Raw genomic sequence first — 20,698 nt, forward strand, 5'->3', positions numbered from 1 at the left:
CCGTTCCTGCATGTAGCCTCGACCCGTTGGCATGCGTCCGCGTGACTGCCGCGAACAATGCCCTTCGCCTGTTTCTTTGACAGGCTTTTTTTTTAACATGGCAGTACCGTACGGTACGGAATATTTTTACTTGCATCGATAGAAAAGCAGTTCTAGTATATGCGCTATACGCAAAGCTTTGCGCATAGCGCAAAAAAAGGAGGCAGGGTGAAAGCATCGTCCCCAGATACAAAACCGCCGGCTACGGCAATCGCCTTTGTGGATATGCATGGTGTGTCGGTGCACGGTCGCAACCTGAGTCGCGACCTGATCGGTCACATGGGCTTTACGGAATACTTTCTATTTCTGCTGACCAGCCGCGTACCAGACAGCGGGCTGGTGGCGATAACCAACGCTTGCCTGGTTGCTATTGCCGAGCATGGCTTGGTGCCATCAGTACAAGCAGCCCGCATGACGCTGGCGGCTGCACCTGACGCCCTCCAGGGGGCAGTGGCGGCTGGATTGTTGGGATGCGGGTCGGTCATCCTTGGCGCATCGCAAACCGCTGGGCTGATGCTGCAGGAAGTGTTGACGGCGCAGGGTGAGCGTTCCCTGGAGGAGAGTGCCGATACCGTGGTCGCGACCTTGCGTCGCGAGCGCAAGCCTTTGCCGGGATTCGGTCACCCGACGCACAAGGAAGGGGACCCACGCGCCCATCGCTTGCTGGAAGTTTCGCGAGAATTGGGTTTGGCCGGCAGGCATGTGGCGGCACTGGAGGCGGTTGCCGCCGCAGTGCCCCGGCATTTTCCCCGCCCTATTCCGCTCAATGTATCGGGAGCAATCCCTGCCGTCCTGTTGGATGCTGGCTACCCTGTTGGGGCTCTCAAGGGCGTGCCGCTGCTGGCTCGCGTGGCCAGCCTGATCGCGCACCTGCAGGAGGAGACGCGTCTGCCAATAGGCTTCGCGCTGGCTGATGCGGCTGAACATGCCGTTGCCTATATCGGGCCGGAGGTCTGCACAGCATGAACCCATCCGACAACCTGATCGAAGCTCAGGAGTTGTCGCCGCTGGAGGTGCTACGGCAATACCGCGCGCACGACTTCACGCTGTCAGCGTTTCTGGCAGCACGCGTGGCACAGCATCCCGACAAGCCTGCGTTGCTGTTCGAGGGAGAGACATGGAGCTATGGCGAACTGGCTGCGCGCATCGCACGCACCGCGGCGTGGCTCAGCCACGATATGCACATCCGCGCCGGCGACCGTGTTGGTGTGCTGTCCGCCAACCATCCGTCCACCGTCGTGCTGATGTTCGCGCTGGCGCAGCTTGGCGCCACGCTGGTTCCGGCCAATCCCGACTACCGGCTGGATGAGGCGTTGTACGTCTTCGAGCATGCGCAGATCTGTGGGCTGATCTGTTCGCCGAACACGCTCGACACGGCCGCGGCCGTCGTGTCGCAACTTGGCGGCGATGTCTGGCTGCGTGCCAATGAGGCCGGCGGGCACGGACAGGCACTGACCGGCGAATCGGAAGCCGATACCGAGCTGCGGGCCGAGGCCGCCTCTACGGCGATGATTATCTATACGTCGGGCACGACCGGCTTTCCCAAAGGCGCCATGCACGGCCAGCGTGGCTACGTGCTGACGGCCGAAGCATTTGTCGGCCGCATGCACCTGCAGCCGAACGAACGCGTGATGTGCGTGATGCCGCTGTTCCACATCAACGCGCTGATGTACTCGGTAGGCGGCGCGCTGGCTTGCGGTGGCTGCCTGGTGCTGGTGCGCCGGTTCTCGGCGTCGTCATTCTGGCGCTTAGCGGCGGAATGCGGCGCGACGGAGGTCAACTTGGTCGCGGCAGCAGGTAGCATCCTCGCGCGGCGTCCGCGCGAGGAGTTCGTGCCCGGCCACCGGATCTCCAAGATGTTTATCGCGCCGCAGACGAGCGAGATGGTGAGCGCAATGCGCCATGAGTTTCACGTGGCGCGACTGATTGAATGCTATGGCATGACGGAGATCCCAGGAGTCATTGCCAACCCGTTCCATGGCCCACACAAGCTGGGCACGATGGGCCTGATCTCACGCCACCCCGATCCAGATATCTCCCCGCCTCAGGCGCGCATTATTGGCGAAGACGGGAAGGATGTCGCCGCCGGTGATTCGGGCGAACTGCTGATCCGCACACCGACCCTAATGCAGGGCTACTACCGCGACACCGCTCAGACCGACGCGGCGTTCCGCGACGGGTGGTTCGCCACCGGCGACCTGGTGCGCCAGGACGACGACGGCTACTACGTTTTCGTCGCACGCAAGAAGGACGTGATCCGTCGCAAGGGAGAAAACGTTTCGGGCGCGGAACTCGATCGCGTGTTTGGTGAGCATCCTGCGGTGGAGGAGGCCGCGGCAATCGGCGTACCGGCCGAGCTTGGGGAAGAAGAGATCCTGCTGGCCGTGCAACTGAGAGCGGGCTGGGAAGTCGGCGCGACCGAGTTGGTCGACTGGGCGCGCGACCGCCTGGCCGCGCACAAGCTGCCGCGCTTCGTCGTGAAGGTCGATCAAATTCCACATACCCCCACGCACAAGCCGGCCAAGCACCGGCTGAAGGCAGACGCGTGCCTGCTGGCGCGCGCGACGGATGTTGCCGGCTGAGCGGAACCCGTATGACGGCTGCCACAAGCCGCAACCCTGACAAAAATGGAGACAACGATGGACCAGACCAACAACCCCACGCTATCGCGAGCATTGGCCGCAATGTGCACGGATGCCGCCGGCGCCGACTCGGCCTTGCAGGAGAAGTTCGCAATCGCGCTTCGCCATTTCCATGCAATGCTCGACGAACTGCAGCTGACCGATGTGGAGCTCTACCGCATCGCTGCCTGGCTTGGGCAGGTGGCGCGAGACGATGAGGTGATCATGCTGTGCGACATGATGGGCCTGACCATGCGTTCGCTGGACCTGGCCCGCACCGGCAGCGAAGCGACCGCACAGAACGTGACCGGTCCGTTCCCGAAGGACGGCATTGCCGAAGGCCCGAACCCCTGCCAGCTTGCCGCCGATGACGAACCCGGCCAACGGCTCGAATTGAGGGGGCGGGTGAGGGATGCGGTGAGCGGCCGCGTGCTGCCTGGCGCGGAGGTTATCGTCTGGCAGCCCAACCAACTCGGTCGCTATGAGAACGAGGACGACTCACAGTCCGACGACAACCTGCGCGGCAAGCTGCGTTGCGATACGGAGGGCAGCTTCCGGGTGCTCACTATCCGGCCGGGCGGCTACATCATCGGCCGCGAGGATACGGCGGTGGGAGTGCTGATGAAGCGGCTTGGTCGCAACCGGCAGCGTGCGCCCCACATCCACTACCGCGTGCTGCATCCGGGCTACCAGACACTGACCTCGCAGGTCTACTTCGCCGGGGAACCAGCCAATTCGGTCGACTGCATCTTCTCGACCATCGCCGACCATATCGTCGAAGTCACCCCACATCCCGAGCGCGACGGTCATCAGCTCATCACGCTGGACGTGGCAATGGAGCCCGTGGTCTAGCCAGCAGCGGTGATGGAGTGCGCCAGCGCTGGGGCCCGCAGCAGCGCGGATTCGATCATGGCGGCAGCCTCGCGTAGCGCCGGCAGCCGTTCGGACAGCAGGTTTTGCGTGTCGGCTCGCCCGGATTCGGTGGAGCAGTTGACCGCGGCGATGACGCGGCGGGAAGCATCCCGCACCGGCACCGCGACCGACAGCACGCCAATCTCCAGCTGGCTTTCCTGCAGCGCGTAGCCCTGCTCGCGAACCTGTTCCAGGGCCGTGCGCAGTTGGTCCGCTTCACTGAGCGTCATCGGGGTGTACTTCTGGAACGGCGCCTTGGCTAGCAACGCGTCCTGCTGTGCCTGCGGAGCGTGGGCCAGCAGGGTAAGACCGAGCGAAGTGCAATGCACGGGCAGGCGGTAGCCGACTGATGCCCGGAACACGATGCGTCGGCTGCTTGGCACGTGTGCCAGGTAGACCACGCTATCGCCATCCAGGATCGCCAGGGAGACGGCGTCGCGAAAGCGGTCGGCCACCTCTTGCAGGAACGGTTGGACGACATCGCGCAGGTTCATCGAACTGAGGTAGGCCGCGCCGAGCGACAGCACTTTCGGCAGCAGCAGGAAGCGGCGCCCGTTGGCGCCGACATAGCCGAGCGATTGCAGCGTAAGCAATGCGCGGCGTGCCGTGGCCGGGGTCATGCCTGTGGCCTGGGCGACTTCGCTCAGGGTCATCTCGGGCAAGCCCTCGGTGAACGCCTGGATGACGGCCAGTCCGCGCGCCAGAGCCGCTACGTAGTCACGATGACCCTCGTCCGGTCGGGGCGAGGGTGCCTCACTGATGGGTGGGCGGGGCAGGTCGGTTGATGTCATGACCGCATTTTATCCGCACTTGGGCGGATGCCCTTTTTACGAACGAGACAGTTGTGGGAGGTAGCTGAATGACCCAAGCCGGAAACATGTCCGACAGCAAGCCCGAGGCTGGGCAGCCCATGCCACTTGAGGGTGTGCGGGTGGTCGAGCTCGGATCGCTGATCGCTGGCCCCTACGCAGCCGGACTGCTGGCGCAGTTCGGTGCCGAGGTGCTGAAGATCGAACCGCCGCAGGACGGAGACTCGCTGCGCAGATGGCGCAAGCTGCATGACGGGACTTCGCTGTGGTGGTACGGCCAGAGCAGGAACAAGAAATCCATCACACTGGATCGGCGTTCGGCGGCGGGTCAGGAAATCCTGCGCAGCCTCGTGGCAGAGGCCGATATCGTGATTGAGAATTTCCGCCCCGGCATGCTCGAGAAATGGGGGCTGGGCTGGGAAGACCTACGTGCCGTCAACCCGACGCTCGTCATGGTGCGGGTGTCGGGCTACGGGCAGACCGGCCCCTGCAAGGATCGCCCCGGCTTTGCGGCGATTGCGGAGTCGATGGGCGGGTTGCGCTACGTCGCGGGCTATCCGGATCGTTCGCCGGTGCGCTCGGGAGTGAGCATCGGCGACACGCTGGCTTCGATCTACGGTGTGATCGGTGCGTTGCTGGCAATGCACCACCCGCGCGCAAATGGTAGCGACGGGCAGTTCATCGACGTGGCGCTATATGAGTCGGTGTTCGCGGTGATGGAGATAGTGGGGCACGATGTCTCGGGGCGATGACCTGATGACCATGACCTGACCAAGAGGAGACCATAAGCATGGTGCAAGCCAATCCACCAGCCAGCCTGCTCGACAAGCTGTGGGCCAGCCACGTGATTCACGAGCAGTCCGACGGACCTTCGCTGATCTATATCGACCGGCACCTGGTCAATGAAGTAACCAGCCCACAGGCCTTCGAGGGGCTGCGCCTGCATGGCCGTGAGGTATGGCGTCCTGCATCGGTGCTGGCCACGGCCGACCACAACGTGCCAACTACCGAACGGGCGGCGGGCATTGCCGACCCGATCAGCCGCGCGCAGGTCGACGCACTCGAGCGCAACTGCGCTGCGACTGGAATCGTGAACTTCGGCATGAACGACCCGCGCCAGGGCATTCTGCACGTGGTGGGTCCCGAGCGCGGCGCGACGCTGCCCGGTATGACCATTGTCTGCGGCGACTCACATACATCCACACATGGCGCCTTCGGAGCCTTCGCTTTCGGTATCGGTACCTCGGAAGTCGAACAGGTGCTCAGCGCGCAGTGTCTGTGGATGAAAAAGCCGCGCTCGATGCTGGTCCGGGTAGAAGGTGAGTTGGCGGCAGGTGTTTCTGCCAAGGACATCGCGCTGGCGCTGATCGGACGCATTGGTACGGCGGGAGCGACCGGGTACGTGATCGAGTTCGCCGGCAGCACCATCCGTGGCCTCAGTATGGAAGGGCGCATGACCGTCTGCAACATGGCGATCGAGGCGGGGGCTCGCGCTGGCATGGTTGCCGTGGACGAAACCACGTTGGCATATTTGGCCCATCGCCCGCAGGCGCCGCAAGGTGAAGCATGGGAAAGTGCCAGCGCCTACTGGCGCACGCTGCGCAGCGATCCGGACGCAGTGTTCGACGCGGTCGTGGACATTGGTGTTGCGACGATCCGGCCGCATGTGACATGGGGCACGTCCCCGGAAATGGTGGTGGCGATCGACGAGCGCATTCCCGATCCGCGACAGGAAGCCGATCCGGTCAGGCGCCGTGGCATGGAACGGGCACTAACCTACATGGGGCTGGAGCCCGGCATCAAAGTGGCATCTATCGCGCTCGATAAGGTTTTCATCGGGTCTTGCACCAATGCACGGCTCGAGGACTTGCGAGCCGCCGCCGACGTGCTCCGCGGCCGCCACGTGGCGTCGAACATTCGTCAGGCGCTAGTGGTGCCCGGCTCCGGGCTGGTGAAGTCCCAAGCGGAAGCGGAAGGCCTTGACAGGGTCTTCATCGACGCTGGCTTCGAGTGGCGCGAGCCCGGATGCTCAATGTGCCTGGGCATGAATGACGATCGTCTTGCTCCTGGTGAGCGCTGTGCATCCACGTCCAATCGCAACTTCGAAGGCAGGCAGGGGCCCGGCGGTCGCACCCACCTGGTCAGCCCGCAAATGGCCGCGGCAGCGGCGGTTGCCGGGCACTTTGTCGACGTGAGCACCGTGCTGCAGGAGAAGTCAGCGTGAAGGCCTTCACAGTACTCGATGGGCTGGTGGCGCCTATTGACCGTGCCAATGTGGATACGGACGCCATCTTGCCGAAGCAATTCTTGAAATCCATCCAGCGCAGCGGATTCGGTCCGTATCTGTTCGACGAGTGGCGCTATCTCGACCCTGGCGAGCCAGGGCAGGACTGTTCGCAGCGGCTGCGCAATCCTGATTTCGTGCTTAACCAGCCGCGATACCAAGGCGCTTCGGTGCTGTTGGTGCGCGAAAATTTCGGTTGCGGATCGTCGCGCGAGCATGCGCCATGGGCCCTTGAAGACTTCGGGCTACGCGCGCTGGTCGCCCCCAGCTTTGCGGACATCTTCTACAACAACTGCATGAAGAATGGCCTGCTGCCGATCGTGCTGGAGGCTAACGTCGTTGACAGGCTTTTCGCTGAGGTCGACGCCACGCCGGGATACCGCCTGCATGTCGATCTGGCAACACAACTGGTGACGACACCCTCGGGCGACGCCATTTCTTTCTCGATGGATCCATTCAAGAAGCACTGCGTGCTGAATGGCTTGGATGACATCGGGCTGGCGCTGCAGCACGAGGAGGCGATCCGTCGCTACGAGCTGAACAGAATCAGGCACGAGCCCTGGCTGTTCCTATGAGCGGGCGCAAGCCACTCATGTCCCACACCCACATTTACAAGAAATCAGGAGACACCATATGCATGCCCATCGAACGACCGCGAGGTCTGCTGCTGCGATCCTTCTCTCGTCCCGCTGGACGGGGTGTTTTGCAGTGCTCGGCACGGCTTGGCTGTTGAGTGGCGGCGTTGCCCAGGCTCAGACATACCCCAACCAGACGATCCGTCTGATCGTGCCTTACGCGCCGGGTGGCACCACCGACATCATCGCCCGCCAACTGGCGCACCGTATGTCGGAGAAGCTAGGCCAGCAGGTCATCGTCGAAAACAAAAGTGGCGCCAATACCGCCATCGGAGCGGACCTGGTGGCCCGCTCCAAGCCCGACGGGTACACGCTGCTGCTGACCAACGATGCGACATTTGTGCTCAATCCGGTGGTCCTGCCTGGCTTGACGTATAACGTCTCACGTGACTTTATTCCGGTCGCGACGATTGGCTATGTGCCTCTGGTGATGGCCGTCCCGGCTAGCCTGCCGGTCAACTCCATGAAAGCGTTGACGGCCTACGCAAAAGACCGGCCCCACGCGCTCAGCTATGGTTCGTTCGGCAATGGCAGCCAACCGCATCTGATGGGCGAGCTGTTCAACAAGCTGGCAGGAACCGATCTCACCCATGTCCCGTACAAGGGTTCGGCTCCGGCCGTGAGCGATGTCATTGGCGGCCAGATTCTGTTCACGTTCCCCGCGTTGCCAACGATCCAAGGCTTCCTGGATGCGGGCAAGCTCAAGGTGTTGGCCGTCAGCGGGGAAAAGCGCACGCAGGCATTGCCAGAGGTTCCGACGTTCACCGAGGCCGGCTTCGGCGAGATGAACATCTCCGCGGTCTACGGTGTTCTGGGTCCGGCAAAGCTGCCGAAGCCGGTGGTTAGCAAACTGAACGCGACGATCCTGGAGATTCTCAATGATCGGGATTTCGTCGAGACAAAATTCGCGGCGCAAGGCATGGTGCCCATGCGGCTCACTCCCGAGCAGTTCGCCCGCTATATTGAGGACCAGACCCGGAAAACCACGCGGATCGCCGCGCTGGCCGGTCTAAGGAACTGAGTAAGTCGCCTGCAGGCCCCGGGAACAGCGGGCGGCGTCGCGTTGACGGTCCTACGGCTTGCCCGGCTGCACCGTGATCGTGCACGTTGTCCCCATCGCGAGCGGCAGTCCGGCAGGTTCTTCGTCGAGGTGTATTCGCACCGGCACGCGCTGCGCCAGCCGGATCCAGGTGAACACCGGATTCACATCGGCGAGCAGGTTTGCGCCGGTGGGGTTGTCCCGGTCGGCGATGCCTCGCGCTAGGCTCTCCACGTGTCCTCGCAACGAGGCTCCACCGGACATCAGACGGACCTCCACTTTCGCGCCGACCTGCACGTTGGCCAGCTTGGTTTCTTCAAAGTACCCATAGACCCAATAGGAATGCTTGTCGATCACCGCCATTCGCGCGGTGCCCGCGCTTACATAGTCGCCGGCATACAGGTTGAGGTTGGTCACGTAGCCGTCCGCCGGCGAGCGTACTTCGCTGCGTTGCAGGTTCAGCCTGGCTGTGTCCACCGCCGCCAGGCTGGCCTGGTAGTTGGCCAGGGCCTGCTTCTCCTGAGCGCTGACATCTTCGCGGCTTTCGACGGAGATCACCGAACTGTCCAGATCGCGCCGGCGCATGGCTTGCTGATGTCGCATGTCGAGTTCCGCCTTTCGCGCCTGGGCCTGTGCCTCGGCCTGTGCAAGTGCCTGGCGGAATCGTTCCTGATCGATGACGAAGAGCAGGTCGCCTTTGTGTATCTCCTGGTTGTCGCGCACGGCCACACGGGCCACCAGTCCGGAGACATCCGCGGCAATGTTGATCACTTCGGCACGTACCCGTCCGTCGCGGGTCCAGGGCGAGTACATGTAGTGGGCCCAAAGGCTATAACCCAGGGCAATGGCAGCCGTAGCCAACAGACAGGTTGCCAGGACGCGGAGCAGGGATTGGAGATTGAGTTTCATGTGGCGGTTCTGGCGCATCAGTCCCAAAGCAGGAGTCCAATGCCGCTGAAAAGGCAGGTAAATAGCGCGACCCGGAACAGGGCCGGATGCCATACCAGCCGATATATTCCGGCGCGTGCCAGCAAGTGGTCAAATATCCAGTACAGCACGCCGCAAGCCAGGAACACCGGTAGCAGCGATGGCATCAGCACCGAGAAGAGGGCAATTTCGCGTGGCATGGCAGTGGTTCCGGTTTGGGTCAATCTTGGTCCATTGCGGCGTCGAATCCCCCGCCCAGGGCCTGCATCAGGCGCGCCCAGGTGTCCAGCCGCGCGGCCTGCACCAGTGCCAAGGCTTGCTGCTGCCGTCTGAGTTCACTTTCGGTGGCGAGTACGTTCAGGTAATCGGTGAAGCCGCCCCGGTAACCTTTCTCGGCCAGCTCATACGCGCGCTGCGCAGATTTCAGCGATGCCTCGATATCCTGCTGTTGGTCCCCAAGCGAACGCAGCGAGATCACCTCATCTGCCACGCTCTGGAAGGCGGCAAGGACAGTCTTGTTGTAGGTCTCCACCGCCAAGTCATAGCTGGCAGTGGCCACGCCGTAGTTTCCCTGTCTTCGTCCGCCATCGAACAGAGGCAGCGAGATAGCCGCGCCGACGTTGTGGCCCACTGCGTCGCGGCTGACAAAGGTAAAGAAATTGCCGAATGCGGCCGAAGCCAGCCCGATGCTCGCCACCAGGTCAATGTTCGGATAAAAGTCGGCCTTCGCGGCTTTGATGCCGTGCGCCGCGGCTTCCACGCGCCAACGCTGCGCCACCACATCGGGACGGTGCCCGACGAGTTCGGCCGGTAGTGAGGACGGCACTGCTACCGGCGTCTCCAGCAGTAGGCGGGGGCGAAGGAGCCTCTCGCCCGCGCCTGGACCCTGGCCGCTGAGGATGGCAATCTGGTTTTTCGCCAGCGCAACTTGCCGCTCGGACTGCTGCACTTGCGCGAGCAGCGCAGGAATCTGCGTCTGTGCCTGGCTTACCTCCAGTTCGCTAGCAAGGCCGCGGCTGGCGCGCTTGTGCACGATGTCATAGATATTGCGCTGACGCACGAGGTTTGCCTGGTTTACGTCGAGCAAGGCGTACTGCAGCGCCAGATCCACATAAGCCCTCACAACGGACGTTTCCAGGTTGATCTGGACTGTGCGGGCTTCTGCGGCCGTCGCCTGGACGCCGTCCAGCGCGGCCTGAAGGATGGCGCGGTTGCGGCCCCACAGGTCCAGGTCGTAGGCGAGATCGACACTGACATGGTTGTTCCACGTGGTATGGCCGCCGATGGGCTGCGGGGTGGCCAGGCGCGGAAAGCGCGTGCGGCCGAAGGCTCCGCCCGTGCTTATGCCAGGTTCAGTCGCCGCGCCGGCTATGCGGGCTGCGCTTTCGGCCAGTTGGCCACGGGCCAGTGCAATGCGCATATCAGGATTGCCGCCAACAGATTGCGTCACCAGCGCATCCAGGTTCGGGTCCCCCATGCGTTTCCACCAGGCTAACTGTGGCCAGCCTGCATCGCGCTGGGTGGCGCGCAATGCCGTTCCGGGGTCAACGCTGGCAGCATCGATGAGCGTGGACGCCGGAGCGATCCCGCCCGTATCGGCGCAGCCGGCCAACGCCAGGGCAGCCGCGCAGCAGCAGGAAACGAGACGGGCAGTGGGGGCAGCGAATACCATGGACAACTCAAACAGGGTGCGTAGCCGCTCCTGCGAGCGAGTCGACAAGCGGAAATGCGCTGTCCAGCAGGGTAAGTCGGATGACATGCAACTGGGCACGCACTCGGGCCGGGCCGGCTGTGAGCGCACCGGACGCACCGCCAGCCCAGTTCACGGACGCCGCTGTTTCATTGATAACCTGATCGATCGCACTGAGCGCCTTCTCCAGGGTTTGAGTCGAAGGATTCCGAAACAAGCCGGAGATGGCCGCTAGCAACAGGTCCTGCTGCTCTTGCCACGGTCCCGGCATGACATGCCGCACCACGGCTTCCCGTATGTCGATCACAGCCAGGCCGATCTCTAGCGTGGCGAAGGACCAGTTCAACAGCGTCTCCCGACTGAACCTGCCGCTACCCGCCCGTGTGCCGGAATACTGGACGAAGTCGCGGATACTGCTTTCGAAGGTGAGGCGCAGGCCCATCAGGGAGCCATAGCAGACCCTCGAGGCCACGAGCGCACGCAACTGGCGCAAGTACCGATCAGCCAGCCAGCGGCTGCCGGTGGGCACGATGGTGGCGAACGCCAGTGAAGCCATTCCGATGCCCATCAGTGTTGCGAGGCCGGCGTCCAGATAGCCCACTGGGTTGTAGAGCGCAGGGTTTGTCAGGTTCGTCAGAAAGCAAAAGTAGATGCCGAATCCAAGTCCGATGGTTGCAGTCGCCGGGAAGGTTCCTAGATAGCTGCCTGCAAGGATGATCGGCGCCAGGCAGACTGCCAGCAGCGGGAAACCGTCGACCCGCGGCAAGATGACAAAGTTGAACGCCATGCCAGCCACCCAGGCCGTCAGGCAACCGATCAGCATGTGCCTGGCAACGGTGGTGGGTTGCGGCATGACCGAGTAGAGGGCGATGGCGATGGTCGCCGCGATAAGCGCGGAGCCGCCATTGTTCCAGCCCGAGGCGATCCAAAGCCACGAGCAGGCCAGGATGGCAACAGCAGCGCGCACGCCGGATGCGATGGCAAACGCGCGATTGGCGGAGTTCGGCAGCTTGTCAGGGCGGCTGTCGCTGGCGGGCGCTGTGCCGGGGAAATGTTGTGAGCGTATGGCGATAAAGTTGCCGGTGAACGCAAGCAGGTCGGCCATGCCGTCTTCGAAGAAGAGTGCACCAGCAGAAAAGCGGTCGCGCGTGGCGGGCGAAGCGTCCGACAAGGACGTTCTTGTGGACATGATGTGCGCCGGCAGTTCGGCCCAAAGGGCCTGCAGGCCCGCATGAAAATCGTGGACTTGTGCCAGGCTCAGACGGGACCCTGGCTCAGCGTTGGGCAGGATGGCAAGCAGACGCTCGAACAATGCGTGGAGCGCCTCTCCGGCACGATGATCCGCCACCTTCGCGACGCGCGCCTGCAGTTGGTGAATGCTGTGGAACCGCGCGATGGCATCCAGGAAATCGTGGTTCAGGCGGATCATCAGGGCGTTGTTCGCCCGCATCTCCGGGTCCTCGAATACGGTGGCGCTCCGCAGGCTCTCTAGCTGGGCCCGCTCGCCCATCAGGCGAAGGTGGGCTAACCCAAGAGCGTCCCCGGACTCACCCCCGCCAACGGCCTGTCGGATAAAGCTGATGAAGCTTGTCAGATGTTGGTGCCCCGCGCTGAGCAGCATCGCCTTCACTCGTTGTGGAAAGACCAGACCGCTCACCAGGCCCGCGCAGAGGATCCCCACCGACACCTCGCTGAGGCTGACAACCACGTTGTCAAAGATGGCGTAGGGATTGTTGATCGAAGGCACTGCGGCTATGCAGGTGGCATAGCCCGACAGCACAAAGCCGTAAGACTGGTAGTTGCGATAGTAGGCTGCGCCAGCCACGCACAGCCCGATCCAGACGGACAGGCCGGCAAAGAACAACACCCGCTCTTGTGGAAAGGCATGGAACAGCATCAAGGCCGCCAAGTTGCCCACGAGCATGCCCGCAGCGCGGTAGAAACCCCTGGCAAGCACCATGCCGCTGTGCTGATGCATCATCAGAATCACCACCGAAACCATAGCGGTGCGCGGTGCTGATAACTCCAGTCGCATACTTAACCAAGTGGCCATGAGCACGGCTAGCGCGGTCTTGGCGGCATGGAGCCAGCGGCCGGCATCGGCTTGCCAGTATGCACGCAATGCACTGGTCAGTCTGTCCGTCGCCACGTCTGCCCGAAGCGCCTCTGCTTCCATGTCGGAACCTAGGGAAGCAGCACAAATCTTCCGGGCCCAGCACCCATCAGCAGGGCGAAACCTCCAATGATGCTGATGTGTTCTAGGAATCCGGTGAACATGAGCGTACGCTGCGCACCCTCCTGGTTCCAGAAGTCATAGAAGAGCACTGCCGTCGCTAACGTGAATAGCGCCAGCAAGAGCGACGCCGTCGTGGTCTGGAATCCTGCCATGATGGCCAGCCCACAAATGAGCTGGACGGCAATCGTAGCGGACAGCGCTAGTTGCGGGAACGGCAGGTTGCGCGATTTGACCTCGTCCAGCCCATGACTGAAGAAAAGGAGCTTGTTGGCGCCACTAAGCACGTACATAACCGCAATGAACAGTCGGCCGGCAAAAAGGTAGTAGTCAGACACGCGAGTCTCCGGAAAAAGTCTGCCTGTTCCGCTCGGCGCGAGCGCGGCAAGCTTGTGCAGGATAGGCGAGAGCATCTGTTCAGTGTGAGAGGCGGAGGCAGAACTCGCTGTTCGATGTGGTAGAACGCAGGGGCCGCCTTGTCCTCTGCAAGGCGAAACTGGGATTCGGCTCAGACGGCAGGCTTGGCCGGCTCGCGGAGCGATAGCCTTGTACCCGCCACCCCGGCGCGTTAGGAGTCTCACGGCGAGGTCAAACCAACCAATTCATCTGCTCCTCGTCCCATTCTTGAGACACGCGGCGAGCTTCTTTCCGCCGCTGTTGAAAGGAGTACCTCAAGGACCAGAATCGGTATGTGGATTCAATGGATCGATGCAACACCTCCATGTCGCGGCCGTCCCTGAGCGACCCTTTGTGGCCTGTTGCAATACTGGCGAACAAAAGGCCGTTTCCGAGAGTGCGCCGGACGCTGCGCGATAGCGGTCGATCGGTGTCTGTAGAACACGCCAGCGAAACCCTGTGGAAGGCCCTTTACCGACGGGCCGGCGCGACCATAGAACCTACTCGATCAGCAATAGGTCGCACCGGCATCGCGATGCAGATGCTCGACGTTGCTTGCGGTACCGTGGTACCGGGGAGGGCTGGAAAACGCTTATGGAGCGCTGTGCGCCGCTTGGGTCGTCAGCACAATCTTGCCGATGTGCGTGCCTGAGTCCATCAGCGCATGCGCGCGGCGCGCATCGCCGAGATCGAAGGTCTTGTACATAACCGGCTTCACCGCGCCGCGCCGAATGTGCGGAAAAACAGATTGTTCGAGATCCTCGATCAACACCGCCTTTTCCTCGTGTGTGCGCGAGCGCAGCGTTGAGCCGATGTGCGTGAGACGCTTCGCCAGCATCGGGAATAAGTCGAGTGACTGCGCCGGACCCTTGATCACGCCGATCTGGACAATGCGGCCGTCCATCGCAGCCGCTGCGTAATTGCGCGCGACGTAGTCGCCGGCAATGATATCGACAACCACGTCGACGCCACGCCCGTCCGTCGCGCGTGCTACCGCCTCGACGAAATCCTCGTTGCGGTAATCCACGGCGACATCGGCGCCCAGCGCAATGCTCGCGTCGCGCTGGGTATCGGAGCCGACTGTCGTGATGATCTTTGATGCGCCAAACGCTTTTGCAAGCATCGTCGCCGTGGTGCCGATCCCGGATGCGCCGCCGTGGATAAGCACGCTTTCGCCTGCCGAGAACTTGCCGCGCTGGAACAGATTCAGCCATACCGTTAGAAAGGTCTCCGGCAGCGCAGCTGCCTCAACCATTGAGAGACCCTCCGGAATCGTCAGCGTATTGCTCTCATGCGCGACTGCGTACTCCGCGTAGCCGCCGCCCGGGACCAGTGCGCAGACGAGGTCGCCTACTGCGAACCGGATCACGTCGCGCCCGACGGACACGATTTCGCCTGCGACTTCGAGTCCGGGGATGTCCGAGGCACCCGGTGGCGGATCATACAAGCCCATGCGCTGCATGACATCGGGGCCGTTCACGCCGGCGGCATGAATGCGGATCAATACTTCGTCGGCTGCCGGCACGGGAACTGGCCGCTGCGCCGGCGCAAGAACATCGGGCCCCCCTGGTTGCGTGATCTCGATTGCGACCATTGCTGCAGGAATGGTATGCGTTGCGTGTGTCATGAGTTCATCCTTTCAAAATGCCGGATGCACTGCGGATTCGAGCAACTTGCTTGATCGGTGCATCGCTGAAGCAAAGTGTAGGGAGGCTGCCGGTCCTTTGACACGCAGCGATTTGCTGGTCGTATGATGCAAATTTGCATCATGCGGGAGGCGACATGAACTGGGACGACGCGCGCATCTTCGTTGCGCTCTATCGGAAACGGACGTTGCGCGCCGCCGCCCGCGCACTCGACATCGACCAGGCGACGGTAGGCCGCAGGCTTGCGGTGCTCGAGCATGCACTTGGCTCGACCCTATTCCTGCGCACCTCGAATGGCTATGAGCTCACACAGGTCGGCAAGCTCGCGATCCGCGCCGCGGAGGCGATGGAGCAGTCCGCGCACGATCTAGTGCGCCACACTCAAGGCATGGACAAGCGCCTCGCCGGCGAGGTGAAGCTCTCGACGACGGACGCACTAGCGCAGGAGTACGTGGTGCCGGCGATCGAGAGCCTGCATGCACAGCACCCCGACGTATCGGTGGCCCTCGACACGACGACGCATGTCCTCAATCTCGCGAAGCGTGAAGCCGATATCGCGGTGCGAACCGTCAAGCCGCGAAACCCGGATCTGCTCGCGCGTCGTCTTGCGAGCTGGGACGTGGGGCTGTTTGCCTCGCCAGCCTATATCCGGCGCCACGGCGAACCAGTACCCGGGGAGCGATTCCTGGGGCACGATCTTGTCGTCTATCAGCCGCATTTCGCCAAGGCGCGCGCGCCGTCGTTCATTGGAGAACCGCTGACGGATGGCCGTATCGCCGCAAGACTGAACACGAACCTGACTCTGCGCGCGGCACTCAAGGCCGGCCTCGGCATCAGCGAGATTCCCGTTCCGATGGGCGAACGCGATGGTCTCGTGCGGATCTGGCCAGACCGCACTAGCGGTGCACCGTATGAGGTCTGGCTCGTAACGCATCAGGATCTGCGGCACACCGCGCGCGTCCGCGTGACGATCGACGAGATCGTCCTGGCGTTCGGTCGATAGCAGCGCAGGCGCGGCCTCGTTACGACGGATGTCTTTCCGATGCGGCTGTGCATGGGGACGAATTGCTTTGGGGCGGCGACGTGCAACCACGGAACCCGCAGCGACGACTCCAGTTTTCTGGTCAAGGCAATGGCAAAACGTGGGGATCAGGTTTGAATGCGATCCTCTGCGTGGGATGCCGGACTCGATATCTGGCCAACGCAACCGACTGGCCGGAATTGCCGAGTAAGTAAGGCTCGGCGTTCAGGGCCCAGTGACCGATTGCAGCGCAGTGCCGACGTCTGAGCGTCCGGCCGACCAGATGGGCGGATGTTGCCTTATGGCCGAACGCGGACATAGGGGCGCTGCTTCCCTCAGGGGCCGCATGACACGGCCGCCGAAGGTAGCTATCGGCCATCTGCGGACGTTGGCCAAAGAGTCCACAGTGACATTCAATTGACGGATCAATCCAGATGGTGGACGTTCCGATTTAATACCGTGCGGTTCGCCAGTAGATGCCGATCGGCACGCAATCGGCGGAGGTCCCTTACCGGCGAATTGAAAACCGGCTTCGTCGGGTGATTATTCGCCGGATCCGACCGGGTGCTCACCGTCTGCGCATCAATCTCGCATCAATTCCTGCGTCGAGGGTCATGCTGATCGCCGCGACCACTCCGAACAGCACATGCGCCTCCGCGCTGGTGGCTATCCCCTGTTTGTCCGCGACCTGTTTCGTGCCAGTAACTCGCTGTGAACGGCCTTGATGCCGGGGCAGTTGCGAGCCTCGGTTTCCAGGATCGTGCACGTTGCGGCGTCACGTACTGTGCCTCGCAATGTCACGATGCCGTCGTGCGCCTCTGCACGTACCGTACCCGCATCAACCGTCTGCGCGAAGCGTTCGTCGAGGACAACAACGAGATACGAGTCAGACTGAGGCAGCACCGTGTCGCCGATTGAGTCCGTAACGTTCAGCCCCAGCACTGCAGGAACGGGCGCGGGCATCCCCTCGAACTCCGGCCCCGGCGCTCTGCTGCCTGGGCCCATGCAGTACATGCTGTAGCTTTCTACGCCCTCGGGTTGCTTGCCACCGAACCGTACGTGATAGGGGTGAGACAAGGTGCTTTCGCTCGACAGGCCCGTCTGTAGTTAATCTGCCACGTCTACGCCACGTTCCACGCCGCAATGACTGCCGTACCGAAAGTCAGTCAGCGACGCGTGCTCCTGGATGTCGCTGCCCGCGCGCTGCATATCCGACTTCTCCGGATCACAGCGTATGGCGCTCATAGACGATCGCGATGGTTCTTCGCTCATGGTGTCTTTCTCCTTGGCGACGAAGCAGCTGACCTGTCAGCACACTACATCTTCTGCTTTGTGCTCTCCGCGGCGCCCTGCACCTTCTCGCCGCCGCGTTCGATGTCCTTGCCCGCGCCTGAAATGGTGTTGCAGCCAGCGATCAACAGCATGCCTGCGAGAGTGATAAGTGCGTACAGTTTCCTCATGACGATCTCCTTGCTTCCTTTCGACGCGGGCACGCCCCGCTGATGGATTAGCCCGGACTGGTTAATTGAGCGTAGCAAGCAAGAAACTGTGCGAGCAGTCAGCATTCGTCCTACATCGGTGTCGGCGGGCAGCGCAATGGGCAATTCCTCAATTGGCAACCCCGCATTGGAACGTCCCATATGAGCGATCGCATCGGTTTCGCTCGCGCAGATCATAAGGACGCACGCTCTTCGAGAACCTTAGGAACACCTGCGGCTATCGCAGCGCCGCGAGAGGCGCAGGCGCAGGCGCCGTGCGGCGCTGCGATATGGTGCTTCAAAGCGACTACTGGCTCTCGCCGCGCTCCAAGATTGGAGGAACTCCGACATCGGTATCGATGGAATCCACCTGGAACAAAACTACGAATATCGAAAGGTGGAGCGTCGAAAGTTGGAGCGTTCTGTTTGGCAGACATCTGCACAAAGCGGAAATCGCGGCCTGGCTCGCCTCACAGTTCATGACCGCTCCACGCTGGCATCTGCACATGCGGCTACGTGTGAGCGAGGATGTTGACCAGCTTTCCGTAGGGGTCTCGGACGAAGAACCTGCGCACGCCCCAAGGCTCGTCGACTGGCCCATGTTCAATGGAAAAGCTTGCATCTCGCATACGCCGGTGCGCCTCGTCCGCGTCGTCCACTTCAATTGACAGGTCCGGCACAGGCGCGCCGGATCCGCCCTCTGTTGCAAAACTGACTTGAATAGTCATTTCAGATTGCGAGCCGTAGGTTCGAATCCACCCGTGGTCCATCAGGAGCTCAAGGCCAAGAACATCGTGATAGAAGGCGCGAGCACGCGTTACATCAGCGACTTCAATATTGGCCACTACACGTTTGACTTTCAAATTGCACTCCTTCTGGTTTATTAGGCCTGGCTGCCAATGACCAGAAGCGGGCGCGCAAGTCAAGACGCGGAACTGTTCTCGTGTGGTTGGCATGCCAGTCGGGATGCGGCTCAGGGGCTTCACAAATATGTCATATAAACGTCACAATACCGGACCGATCCACGCCTCGCAGAGCGTGGCCGTATCTGGAGAGAGAAAAATGACGATGCCTGTTGCCCGCCGTGTCCTGCACGCCCTTGCCACTCTGGCCCTGACCCCACTGGCGTTTGCCGCGGGCGCCGCGCATGGGGCCTGGCCAGAGAAGCCAATCCGGATGGTGGTGGGCTTTCCGCCGGGCGGGCCGGTCGATACGCACGCGCGCATTCTCGCCGAAAAATTGCAGCCCATTCTCGGGCAGTCGGTCGTGCTCGACTACAAGGCCGGCGCCGCCGGCAATATCGGATCGGATAACGTCGCCAAGTCCGCGCCGGATGGCTACACGTTGCTGATTGCCAATACGGGCCAGATGACGATCAATAATGCGATCTATCCCAAGCTGCCCTACAGCATGCCGAAGGACTTTGCCCCTGTGGCGCGTACCGCGCTGATTCCGCTGGTGATGGTCGTCAACAACAACGTGCCCGCAAAGAATCTGAAGGAATTCATCGCCTATGCGAAGGCGAATCCGGGCAAGCTGAATTTTGCATCGGGCGGCAATGGCGGTATCTCGCATCTGATGCCGGAGATGTTCAAGCAGGCATCGGGCACGTTCATCGTTCATATCCCTTACAAAGGTAGCGCGCCGGCACTGACGGACGTTATGGGTGGCCAGGCGCAGATGATGGCCGACTCCATTCCGTTGTTCACCCAGTACATCAAAGGGGGCAAGGTACGCGCGCTGGCGGTAACGTCGGGCAAACGATCGCCGGCGCTGCCCGATGTGCCGACAATGGAAGAAGCCGGCCTGAAGGGATTCGAGGTGGTGGGCTTCTACGGGGTGCTGGCACCGGCCGGCACCCCGAAGGACATTGTCGACAAGCTGTCGGCCGCGCTGCGTACCGTGCTGGCGGACCCAGATACGAAGGCCAAGCTTGAATTCCAGGGGGCCGAACCAGCGTGGCAGTCGCCGGACGCCTTTGCGGCGACGATCGCCAGCGAGCAGAAGCGGTGGGGACAGGCCGTCAAGGCATCGGGCGCGCGAATCGACTGATATGGCAGGTGGTAAAGCGGTGGTCTCGTGCGTGCCCGACCACCGCATTGCCTCAATCATGTGAGGGCCGCGCGTTTAGTGCGTTGCCTTCGCTGGTTGAATCCGCACTCAAAGCAAATCAACGCTCAATCTGCACCCGCATCGACCGCGCATCTGGCAAGCCCAACGCTTCCGCCGCAGCATAAGAGAGATCGATAATTCGGCCGTTGACGTATGGTCCGCGATCGTTGATGCGAACGACAACCGATTTTCCGGTAGCCAACGATCTGACGCGCACATGGCTGCCGAGCGGTAATGTTCGATGGGCGGCAGTCAGGGCGCTGCTATCGTAGCGTTCTCCGTTTGCGGTCAGATGCCCCTGGAACGTTGCCGAGTACCATGACGCCTCGCCGGATTGCAGCATCTCGTGCTCGTGCCGAGGGCGACAGGAATCGGCGCCGCACGTGGCATGCCTGGACGGAATCTCTCCGCATGCAGTGAACAAGCCGCAGATTCCCAAGACTCCCAGATAGCGAAGTAATAGCACCATGGATCACCCGTCAGTGATTGCGATGTGGCTCTAACGGTCTCCAGTAGCTTGCGTTGGCGGCGCGGCCGGGTTACGCAATACCTTGAGAATATTCTAGGTGACAGGCCGACGCCCCTTAAGGTCGGACCCAACGACAGGCTGGTTTCTGGGCTGTCGGTCAAATGTGGTCCAAAGGGCCCGTATTATCCCGGAGCTGCTCGGGATTCGGGCTATCGCAGCAGATAGACGCGAACGCCGATCGCTGTTCCCCGCGTGCTCCGCGCCGTCTCCACGCAGCTACGATAGGCGCGCAAAGCGGGTCCCAGATCGTGATTCTGCCCATGCAGGCGCACTAGCGCCATATACGCGGGTTCGTGGAATCGGTCGAGCCGGCAACTGCTGCGCGTG

At 62.2% G+C, this 20,698-nt stretch carries 20 protein-coding genes and 1 pseudogene; 9 read left to right on the forward strand and 12 right to left on the reverse strand.

Annotation, left to right across the window (positions count from 1 at the left end):
- Window positions 1–159 precede the first annotated feature (159 nt).
- From WD006_RS27630 to WD006_RS27640, 3 genes are read left to right on the forward strand one after another with little or no spacing between them, the layout of a single operon-like run.
- Window positions 160–1,005 carry a citryl-CoA lyase gene (locus WD006_RS27630; protein ID WP_080711515.1) on the forward strand — a complete coding sequence of 282 codons (846 nt, stop codon included), beginning with the start codon at window positions 160–162 and terminating at the stop codon, window positions 1,003–1,005.
- Complete coding sequence (locus WD006_RS27635) at window positions 1,002–2,621, forward strand: class I adenylate-forming enzyme family protein (protein WP_029309478.1); 1,620 nt, start codon at window positions 1,002–1,004, stop codon at window positions 2,619–2,621. The genes WD006_RS27630 and WD006_RS27635 overlap by 4 nt, the downstream gene beginning before the upstream one ends.
- Window positions 2,622–2,678: 57 nt before the next feature.
- On the forward strand, window positions 2,679–3,512 hold the full coding sequence (locus WD006_RS27640; RefSeq protein ID WP_029309479.1) for a dioxygenase: 834 nt from the start codon (window positions 2,679–2,681) through the stop codon (window positions 3,510–3,512).
- Here the strand turns inward: WD006_RS27640 and WD006_RS27645 are convergent.
- A complete protein-coding gene (locus WD006_RS27645) occupies window positions 3,509–4,363 on the reverse strand; it encodes an IclR family transcriptional regulator domain-containing protein (protein ID WP_011518763.1) in 855 nt (284 codons plus the stop codon). The two genes, WD006_RS27640 and WD006_RS27645, sit on opposite strands and share 4 nt — an antisense overlap.
- A gap of 86 nt (window positions 4,364–4,449) precedes the next feature.
- Between WD006_RS27645 and WD006_RS27650 the strand changes: the two are divergent.
- The 4 genes and pseudogenes from WD006_RS27650 to WD006_RS27665 all read left to right on the forward strand — a co-directional run.
- A pseudogene (locus WD006_RS27650) lies at window positions 4,450–5,103 on the forward strand (CaiB/BaiF CoA transferase family protein); the annotation flags it as partial.
- A gap of 68 nt (window positions 5,104–5,171) precedes the next feature.
- A complete protein-coding gene (gene leuC / locus WD006_RS27655; protein ID WP_011518765.1) occupies window positions 5,172–6,605 on the forward strand; it encodes a 3-isopropylmalate dehydratase large subunit in 1,434 nt (477 codons plus the stop codon).
- Window positions 6,602–7,240, forward strand: coding sequence for a 3-isopropylmalate dehydratase small subunit (leuD, locus tag WD006_RS27660; RefSeq protein WP_029309481.1), 639 nt, complete (start codon window positions 6,602–6,604; stop codon window positions 7,238–7,240). Before leuC ends, leuD begins: the two co-directional genes overlap by 4 nt.
- A 58-nt stretch (window positions 7,241–7,298) precedes the next feature.
- Entirely contained in the window at window positions 7,299–8,321 is a 1,023-nt protein-coding gene (locus WD006_RS27665) for a Bug family tripartite tricarboxylate transporter substrate binding protein (RefSeq protein WP_029309482.1), read from the forward strand.
- A gap of 51 nt (window positions 8,322–8,372) precedes the next feature.
- On the opposite strand, the gene WD006_RS27670 is transcribed toward WD006_RS27665, so the two are convergent.
- The 6 genes from WD006_RS27670 to WD006_RS27695 form a co-directional block, all read right to left on the reverse strand.
- Entirely contained in the window at window positions 8,373–9,266 is an 894-nt protein-coding gene (locus tag WD006_RS27670; RefSeq protein ID WP_080711516.1) for an efflux RND transporter periplasmic adaptor subunit, read from the reverse strand.
- Window positions 9,266–9,466, reverse strand: coding sequence for a DUF1656 domain-containing protein (locus WD006_RS27675; protein ID WP_029309484.1), 201 nt, complete (start codon window positions 9,464–9,466; stop codon window positions 9,266–9,268). Before WD006_RS27675 ends, WD006_RS27670 begins: the two co-directional genes overlap by 1 nt.
- A gap of 20 nt (window positions 9,467–9,486) precedes the next feature.
- Window positions 9,487–10,938, reverse strand: a complete 1,452-nt coding sequence (locus tag WD006_RS27680) for an efflux transporter outer membrane subunit (protein WP_029309485.1) — start codon at window positions 10,936–10,938, stop codon at window positions 9,487–9,489.
- A 7-nt stretch (window positions 10,939–10,945) separates the two neighbouring features.
- Complete coding sequence (locus WD006_RS27685; RefSeq protein WP_029309486.1) at window positions 10,946–13,132, reverse strand: FUSC family protein; 2,187 nt, start codon at window positions 13,130–13,132, stop codon at window positions 10,946–10,948.
- 8 nt (window positions 13,133–13,140) lie between these two features.
- On the reverse strand, window positions 13,141–13,527 hold the full coding sequence (locus WD006_RS27690; protein ID WP_017514938.1) for a DoxX family protein: 387 nt from the start codon (window positions 13,525–13,527) through the stop codon (window positions 13,141–13,143).
- Between the two features lie 650 nt (window positions 13,528–14,177).
- On the reverse strand, window positions 14,178–15,212 hold the full coding sequence (locus WD006_RS27695) for an NAD(P)H-quinone oxidoreductase (protein ID WP_029309487.1): 1,035 nt from the start codon (window positions 15,210–15,212) through the stop codon (window positions 14,178–14,180).
- 155 nt (window positions 15,213–15,367) lie between these two features.
- Between WD006_RS27695 and WD006_RS27700 the strand changes: the two genes are divergently transcribed.
- Window positions 15,368–16,234, forward strand: coding sequence for a LysR family transcriptional regulator (locus tag WD006_RS27700; protein ID WP_029309488.1), 867 nt, complete (start codon window positions 15,368–15,370; stop codon window positions 16,232–16,234).
- A 684-nt stretch (window positions 16,235–16,918) separates the two neighbouring features.
- On the opposite strand, the gene WD006_RS27705 is transcribed toward WD006_RS27700, so the two are convergent.
- The 4 genes from WD006_RS27705 to WD006_RS27720 all read right to left on the reverse strand — a co-directional run bounded on the left by WD006_RS27705 (window position 16,919) and on the right by WD006_RS27720 (window position 18,593).
- A complete protein-coding gene (locus WD006_RS27705; protein ID WP_029310131.1) occupies window positions 16,919–17,215 on the reverse strand; it encodes a BON domain-containing protein in 297 nt (98 codons plus the stop codon).
- Window positions 17,216–17,359: 144 nt separating this feature from the next.
- Window positions 17,360–17,524 carry a hypothetical protein gene (locus tag WD006_RS27710; RefSeq protein ID WP_155714370.1) on the reverse strand — a complete coding sequence of 55 codons (165 nt, stop codon included), beginning with the start codon at window positions 17,522–17,524 and terminating at the stop codon, window positions 17,360–17,362.
- A 44-nt stretch (window positions 17,525–17,568) separates the two neighbouring features.
- A complete protein-coding gene (locus WD006_RS27715; protein WP_008652347.1) occupies window positions 17,569–17,712 on the reverse strand; it encodes an entericidin A/B family lipoprotein in 144 nt (47 codons plus the stop codon).
- Between the two features lie 530 nt (window positions 17,713–18,242).
- Window positions 18,243–18,593: a VOC family protein gene (locus tag WD006_RS27720; RefSeq protein WP_029309490.1), complete on the reverse strand. Its 351-nt coding sequence runs from the start codon at window positions 18,591–18,593 to the stop codon at window positions 18,243–18,245.
- A 199-nt stretch (window positions 18,594–18,792) separates the two neighbouring features.
- On the opposite strand from WD006_RS27720, the gene WD006_RS27725 reads away from it, so the two are divergent.
- Complete coding sequence (locus WD006_RS27725) at window positions 18,793–19,782, forward strand: Bug family tripartite tricarboxylate transporter substrate binding protein (protein WP_029309491.1); 990 nt, start codon at window positions 18,793–18,795, stop codon at window positions 19,780–19,782.
- A gap of 118 nt (window positions 19,783–19,900) precedes the next feature.
- Here the strand turns inward: WD006_RS27725 and WD006_RS27730 are convergent, their stop codons facing one another.
- The gene (locus WD006_RS27730; RefSeq protein WP_029309492.1) at window positions 19,901–20,185 is read right to left on the reverse strand and encodes a septal ring lytic transglycosylase RlpA family protein; all 285 of its coding nucleotides are present in this window, start codon (window positions 20,183–20,185) and stop codon (window positions 19,901–19,903) included.
- Between the last annotated feature and the right edge of the window lie 513 nt (window positions 20,186–20,698).

The sequence above is a fragment of the Cupriavidus sp. Met-2 genome (assembly GCF_049843575.1).
Taxonomy (GTDB): domain Bacteria; phylum Pseudomonadota; class Gammaproteobacteria; order Burkholderiales; family Burkholderiaceae; genus Cupriavidus; species Cupriavidus metallidurans.

Bases quoted from the DNA above. Each gene is read 5' to 3' on its own strand.
- WD006_RS27630 (WP_080711515.1), top strand. From the start codon at position 160: ATGCGCTATACGCAAAGCTTTGCGCATAGCGCAAAAAAAGGAGGCAGG.
- WD006_RS27635 (WP_029309478.1), top strand. From the start codon at position 1,002: ATGAACCCATCCGACAACCTGATCGAAGCTCAGGAGTTGTCGCCGCTG.
- WD006_RS27640 (WP_029309479.1), top strand. From the start codon at position 2,679: ATGGACCAGACCAACAACCCCACGCTATCGCGAGCATTGGCCGCAATG.
- WD006_RS27645 (WP_011518763.1), bottom strand. From the start codon at position 4,363: ATGACATCAACCGACCTGCCCCGCCCACCCATCAGTGAGGCACCCTCG.
- leuC (WP_011518765.1), top strand. From the start codon at position 5,172: ATGGTGCAAGCCAATCCACCAGCCAGCCTGCTCGACAAGCTGTGGGCC.
- WD006_RS27665 (WP_029309482.1), top strand. From the start codon at position 7,299: ATGCATGCCCATCGAACGACCGCGAGGTCTGCTGCTGCGATCCTTCTC.
- WD006_RS27670 (WP_080711516.1), bottom strand. From the start codon at position 9,266: ATGCGCCAGAACCGCCACATGAAACTCAATCTCCAATCCCTGCTCCGC.
- WD006_RS27675 (WP_029309484.1), bottom strand. From the start codon at position 9,466: ATGCCACGCGAAATTGCCCTCTTCTCGGTGCTGATGCCATCGCTGCTA.
- WD006_RS27680 (WP_029309485.1), bottom strand. From the start codon at position 10,938: ATGGTATTCGCTGCCCCCACTGCCCGTCTCGTTTCCTGCTGCTGCGCG.
- WD006_RS27685 (WP_029309486.1), bottom strand. From the start codon at position 13,132: ATGGAAGCAGAGGCGCTTCGGGCAGACGTGGCGACGGACAGACTGACC.
- WD006_RS27695 (WP_029309487.1), bottom strand. From the start codon at position 15,212: ATGACACACGCAACGCATACCATTCCTGCAGCAATGGTCGCAATCGAG.
- WD006_RS27700 (WP_029309488.1), top strand. From the start codon at position 15,368: ATGAACTGGGACGACGCGCGCATCTTCGTTGCGCTCTATCGGAAACGG.
- WD006_RS27705 (WP_029310131.1), bottom strand. From the start codon at position 17,215: ATGCCCGCGCCCGTTCCTGCAGTGCTGGGGCTGAACGTTACGGACTCA.
- WD006_RS27710 (WP_155714370.1), bottom strand. From the start codon at position 17,524: ATGAGCGAAGAACCATCGCGATCGTCTATGAGCGCCATACGCTGTGAT.
- WD006_RS27715 (WP_008652347.1), bottom strand. From the start codon at position 17,712: ATGAGGAAACTGTACGCACTTATCACTCTCGCAGGCATGCTGTTGATC.
- WD006_RS27725 (WP_029309491.1), top strand. From the start codon at position 18,793: ATGACGATGCCTGTTGCCCGCCGTGTCCTGCACGCCCTTGCCACTCTG.
- WD006_RS27730 (WP_029309492.1), bottom strand. From the start codon at position 20,185: ATGCTGCAATCCGGCGAGGCGTCATGGTACTCGGCAACGTTCCAGGGG.